The organism is Mycobacterium sp. UM_Kg1, from assembly GCF_000972925.1.
Taxonomy (GTDB): domain Bacteria; phylum Actinomycetota; class Actinomycetes; order Mycobacteriales; family Mycobacteriaceae; genus Mycobacterium; species Mycobacterium hiberniae.
Genome location: NZ_JRMK01000195.1, coordinates 1 through 5,627 on the forward strand (window position 1 = coordinate 1; position 5,627 = coordinate 5,627).

Annotated in this window: 4 protein-coding genes and 1 tRNA gene; 3 read left to right on the forward strand and 2 right to left on the reverse strand. The window is 68.7% G+C overall.

Translation table 11 applies throughout. From position 1 onward, the window contains the following. On the reverse strand, positions 1-3,010 hold a 3,010-nt coding region (gene mfd, locus LI92_RS19370), incomplete at its 3' end, for a transcription-repair coupling factor (protein ID WP_046321828.1). A 59-nt stretch (positions 3,011-3,069) separates the two neighbouring features. Beyond that, positions 3,070-3,672 carry a TetR/AcrR family transcriptional regulator gene (locus LI92_RS19375; RefSeq protein WP_046321829.1) on the reverse strand — a complete coding sequence of 201 codons (603 nt, stop codon included), beginning with the start codon at positions 3,670-3,672 and terminating at the stop codon, positions 3,070-3,072. 88 nt (positions 3,673-3,760) lie between these two features. Between LI92_RS19375 and LI92_RS19380 the strand changes: the two genes are divergently transcribed. The 3 genes from LI92_RS19380 to LI92_RS19390 all read left to right on the forward strand — a co-directional run. Continuing rightward, positions 3,761-3,832: transfer RNA gene (locus LI92_RS19380), tRNA-Gln, on the forward strand. A gap of 312 nt (positions 3,833-4,144) precedes the next feature. Beyond that, positions 4,145-4,993: a glycosyltransferase gene (locus LI92_RS19385; RefSeq protein ID WP_046321831.1), complete on the forward strand. Its 849-nt coding sequence runs from the start codon at positions 4,145-4,147 to the stop codon at positions 4,991-4,993. A gap of 21 nt (positions 4,994-5,014) precedes the next feature. After that, positions 5,015-5,627: hypothetical protein (locus tag LI92_RS19390; RefSeq protein ID WP_046321832.1), on the forward strand; the 613-nt coding region annotated here is incomplete at its 3' end.

The window sequence follows — 5,627 nt, forward strand, 5'->3', positions numbered from 1 at the left end:
CCCCCAGCACGTTGCCGGCGCCGCGGATCTCCAGGTCCTTCATCGCCACCGCCATGCCGGCGCCCAGTTCGTTGTTCTGGGCGATGGTGGCCAGCCGGTCGTGGGCGGTCTCGGTCAGCGGGGTCTCGCGCGGGTAGAGGAAGTAGGCGTAGCCGCGTTCCCGGCTGCGTCCGACCCGACCCCGCAGCTGATGCAGCTGCGAAAGCCCGAAGGTGTCGGCCCGCTCGACGATCAGGGTGTTGGCGTTGGAGATGTCCAGGCCGGTTTCGATGATCGTGGTGCACACCAGGATGTCGTACTCGCGGTGCCAGAAACCCTGCACCGTGGTCTCCAGCATTTCCTCGGGCATCTGACCGTGCGCGACCACAACCCGGGCCTCGGGCACCAGCGCGCGTACCCGGGCGGCGGCCGCGTCGATGGAACTGACCCGGTTGTGCACGTAGAAGACCTGGCCGTCGCGCAGCAGTTCCCGGCGCAGCGCCGCGGCGACCTGCTTGTCGTCGTGCGGGCCGACGTAGGTCAGCACGGGATAGCGGTCTTCGGGCGGGGTGAGGATGGTCGACATCTCCCGGATGCCGGCCAGGCTCATCTCCAGGGTGCGCGGGATGGGTGTCGCGCTCATGGTGAGCACGTCGACATGGGTGCGCAGGGCCTTGATGTGCTCCTTGTGCTCGACGCCGAACCGCTGTTCCTCGTCGACGATCACCAGGCCGAGGTCCTTCCAGCGCACCCCGGTCTGCAGCAGCCGGTGCGTTCCGATCACCACATCGACCGAGCCGTCGGCCAGGCCGTCGATGGTCGCCTTGGATTCGCGGGCATCGGTGAAACGCGACAGTCCCTTGACGGTCACCGGGAACCCGGCCATCCGGGTGCTGAACGTCTGCAGGTGCTGATCGGCCAGCAGCGTGGTGGGCACCAGCACCGCGACCTGCTTGCCGTCCTGGACGGCCTTGAACGCCGCGCGCACCGCGATCTCGGTCTTGCCGTAGCCGACGTCGCCGCAGATCACCCGGTCCATCGGCACCGGCTTTTCCATGTCGGCCTTGACTTCGCCGATCGCGGTGAGCTGGTCCATGGTCTCGGTGAACCCGAACGCGTCTTCCATCTCGGCCTGCCACGGGCTGTCCGGGGCGAACGCGTGACCGGGCGCGGCCTGGCGTTTGGCGTAGAGCGCGACGAGTTCGTCGGCGATCTCGCGCACCGCCTTGCGGGCCTTGGTCTTGGTCTGGGTCCAGTCGCTGCCGCCGAGTCGGCTCAGCGCCGGGGCCGTTCCGCCGACGTAGCGCGACAGCTGGTCCAGCGAGTCCATCGGCACATAGAGCTTGTCGGTGCCGTTCGCGCCGCGTTTACCCGAGGCGTATTCCAGCACCAGGTACTCGCGCCGCGCCCCGCCGACGGTGCGCTCGGTCATCTCCACGAATTTGCCGATGCCGTGCTGGTCGTGCACCACCAGGTCGCCGGCGGTCAGGGCCAGCGGATCGACGGCGTTGCGGCGCTTGGCCGCCAGCCGCTTGCCTTCGGGGCCGCTCACCCGGTTGCCGGTCAGGTCGGCTTCGGTCACCACCACCAGGCCGGCGCCGGGGACGATCAGTCCCTCGTGCAGCGGGCCCTGCAGCACCCCGACCGCCGCGGGCTGCGGTGCCGCACCGGGCTCCAGCAGGGTCGCCGCGATGTCGGATTCGGCCAGCTGCTCCACCATCCGGCGGGCGGTCCCGATCCCGGGGGCGACCAGGGCCGCGCGTCCGCCGGTGGCGATGTGCGCCCGCAGCATCGCGAAGATCTCGTCGATGTCGCGTTGCCGGCCGCGGGCCGACGGTGCCGGACGCACATCGAGCTCCGTCGCGTCGGGGTTGGGCAGCTGGCTCAGCGTCCACCACGGGTGTCCGCCGTCGAGAGCGGCCTGGCGTACCTGCGCGAAGTCCCGGAACCCCGTCCCGCCGAGCTGCTCGATGTCGATCGGCGCCTCACCACCGATCGCGGCGACCGACCAGGAGGCCTCCAGGAACTCCCGGCCGGTCTTGATCAGATCCGCGGCACGCGCGCGTACCTTCTCCGGATCGCAGACCAACACCGGGGTACCGGGGCGCAGCTGATCGGTCAGCAGGGTCTGCGGGCCGGGCCGCAGCACGGCACCCAGCGCCTCCATGCCGTCGACCGGGATGCCCTCGGCGAGCTTGGCCAGCATGTCGCCGACCGTGCCGCTCACGGCGTTCTCGGTGTGCGGCTGATCGCGCGCCAGCTCGGCCGCGCGGGCCCGAACGTCATCGGTGAGCAGCAGCTCCCGGCAGGGCACCGCCACCACGGTGCCCACCTCGATCTCGGGGATGGAGCGCTGATCGGCCACCGAGAACGGCCGGATCTCGGTGATCTCGTCGCCCCAGAACTCGATCCGTACGGGGTGTTCGGCGGTAGGCGGGAACAGGTCGAGGATGCCACCGCGGACGGCGAACTCCCCCCGCTTGCCGACCAGGTCAACCCGGGTATAGGCCAGTTCCACCAGCCGGGCGATCACCGACTCGAAGGCGACCTCGTCGCCGAGCGCCAGCAGCACCGGCTCGATCGCGCTCAATTGGCCGGTCAGCGGCTGAAGCAGCGATCGCGCGGTGGTCACCACCACGCGTAGCGGCGGACCGAGCCGGGCGTCGTCGGGCCGGGCCAGCCGGCGCAGCAGCAGCAGGCGGGCGCCGACGGTGTCCACGCCCGGCGAGAGCCGCTCGTGCGGCAGCGTCTCCCAGGACGGGAAGAGCGCCACCGCGTCGCCATAGACGCCGCGCAGCTCGGCGGTCAGATCGTCGGCCTCGTGGCCGGTGGCGGTGACCACCAGCAGGGCGCGGTCGCGCGCCAGGGCGGCAGCCGCGAACGGCCGTGCACCGACCGGCCCGACCAGTGCGAGCTCAGCGGGCGGTTCGCCCACGGACTCCATGAGTTCGGTGAAGGTCGGCGCGCTCAACGCCAGGTCTACGATCCCCGCGATCGGGGTGTGGACACTCTGGTGCCCCGGTGCGGTCATGATGCGGGCAATTCTAGGCGGTGCGGCGCAGGCCGCCGACTTGCGTTGCGGTACATGCTCTATTCGTCGTGCAGAGTGGGATCGGACTCCAGGTGGGTCAACCCGTTCCAGCACAGGTTGACCAGGTGCGCGGCCACCACCTCTTTCTTGGGCTCACGCACGTCGAGCCACCACTGGGCCGTCATCGACACCGAACCGACCAGCGCCTGGGCATACAGCGGTGCGGTCTCCGGGTCCAGGCCGCGCCGGGCGAAGTCGCCGGCCAGAATCGACGACACCTGGCCGATCGCGTCGTTGAGCAGGGTGGAGTAGGTGCCGGAACTGATCGACGCCGGCGAGTCGCGGATCAGGATGCGGAATCCGTCGGTGTGCTCGTCGACGTAGGTCAGCAATGCCAGCGCAACGCGCTCCACCCGCAGCCTGGACTGATTGTTGGTCGCCTTGGTCAGCGACGTGGTGATGCCGTCCAGCAATGCCGACATCTCGCGGTCGACCACCACCGCGTAGAGCCCCTCTTTACCCCCGAAGTGCTCATAGACCACGGGTTTGGACACGTTGGCGCGCTGCGCGATCTCCTCGATGGACGTGCCGTCAAAACCGCGTTCGGCGAACAGCGAGCGGGCCACGTCGATCAGTTGATGGCGACGCTCGCTACCTGTCATCCGGGCACGCGGCGCCCGGCCGTCCTTATCCAGACCAGCCACGCGACCAGGGTAGTCCTTTGCATTAGAGTCACTGGGCGAGCACCGATCCGTCGTGGTGTAATCGGCAGCACCTCTGATTTTGGTTCAGATAGTTCAGGTTCGAGTCCTGGCGACGGAGCTTGATGCGCAGACGCCGCGCTGTCGGCCAGAGATTCGCTGCCGGGCGGGCTGGGCGGGCTGGGCGGGCAAGCCGCCGCCGTCCCCCGAACCGGCGGGGACCCGCTCTTACCCAGCAGGTCAGGGCTGCCACCGGCGCCAGAGAACTGCGGCGCCCGAAGCCGACAACTGATAGCGTACGATTGTGCGTTTCGGCTGTTCGCGCAGCGATTTGGATTCGACGGTTCACGAGACCCGCGTGCTTTTTCGCCTCGGTTGAGCGATCGTCGCCACGGCAAAGCGGTTCATCCAGCACGATGAGAGGAACCGAAGGGTGAGCACCCAGCAGTGCGGTGACAAACCCGGGTCCACACCGGTCTTCAGCATCCTCGTGCCGTCGTACAACGCGGGCCGATTCGCCGAGACTGCATTTCGCAGCGCGCTGGACCAGATGGGCCCCGACGACGAACTCCTGATCCAAGACGCTGGATCCACAGACGGCACGCAGGACGTCATAGCGGCACTGGCGCGCGCCGATCAGCGGGTCAAGCCGGTGATCGAACCCGACCGCGGACAGTCCGACGCCCTCAACCGCGCCCTGGCCCGCGCAAAACCGTCGTGGACGATCTGGCTCAACTCCGACGACGTGCTCCTGCCCGGTGCGCTCGATGGGCTGCGCACGGCCATCGCCGAGCACCCCGACGCCGACGTGTTCTACGGGGACAGCCGCATGATCCGGGAGGACGGCACGTCGGTGGATTTGTTCCCCGGGCGCCAGATGGAGCTGAAGAAACTGCTGGTCCAGGGCCCCACGGCGTTCTCCGGGTCGATCGTGATGCGCGACAGCACGCTGCGCGAACTGGGCGGCATCGCCGAGGATCTGCACTGCTCCATGGACTACGACCTGCAGGTACGTATCGCGCAGACCGGTTTGCGCCAGGTCTACGTGCCGGTGGGGATCGGGGCGCTGCGCTTCCACGACGCAACCAAAGCCGCCAAGATGTGGCCGACTTTCGTCAAGGAGTCCTACGACGTCCGGATGCGCTACTCGCGGACCCCGGCCGAAAAGCTCTACGGGTTGGGGGGCGCCGCGTTTCATCTGGCCCAGATACCGGTGTTCAAACTGCGACTCACCCCGACCTACCGGACTCTGCGGCGGCGGCTGTCGGCCCGGCTGCATTAGTCGCGCATCCTTCGTTCGCGGATGGACACCGGGCAGGTCAACCATCAGCCTCCGCACACCGCGCGGAGCGTGGCGTGGCGCTTTTCCTCGCGCATCGTCAGCTCGGTGGGACTGGGTCTGACCCTGCTGCTGCTCGCGCGCATTTCACCGGTCCACTCCTACGGCGAATTCATTGCGGCCGGGGCGGTGACCACGGTGGCCGGGATCGTGTTCGGCTTCGGCGCACCGGCGCGGGTGCTGCGGGTGGCAGCCGAACACTCTCCCCCGATGCAACACCTCTCCGGCCGGAAGCCACTCAGCCTGGTCCGGGCGCTCTACCTCATGCACCTCGGCAGCAACCTGGCGCTTGTCACGGTGCTGCTGTCCGGCGCGGCGCTGCTGCGGCTACCCGCCACGGTGGCTGCCGGCATCGTCTGGGGTGCCGGGGACACCCTGCAGAACTACGCCCAGAACCACTTCGCCGGCATCGGCAGTCACCGGTTCTCGAGCTGGCTGGTGGCCACGCAGCGCATCGTCCCGTGCGCCGCCGTGGTGGCCTACCTCGTGATGGGCCGGCCGGCGAATTACTCGTTGATCGCGCTGGCGTTCGCGATCCCCCTGGTGATCGCGGCGGTCACACCTGTCTCTTATACAC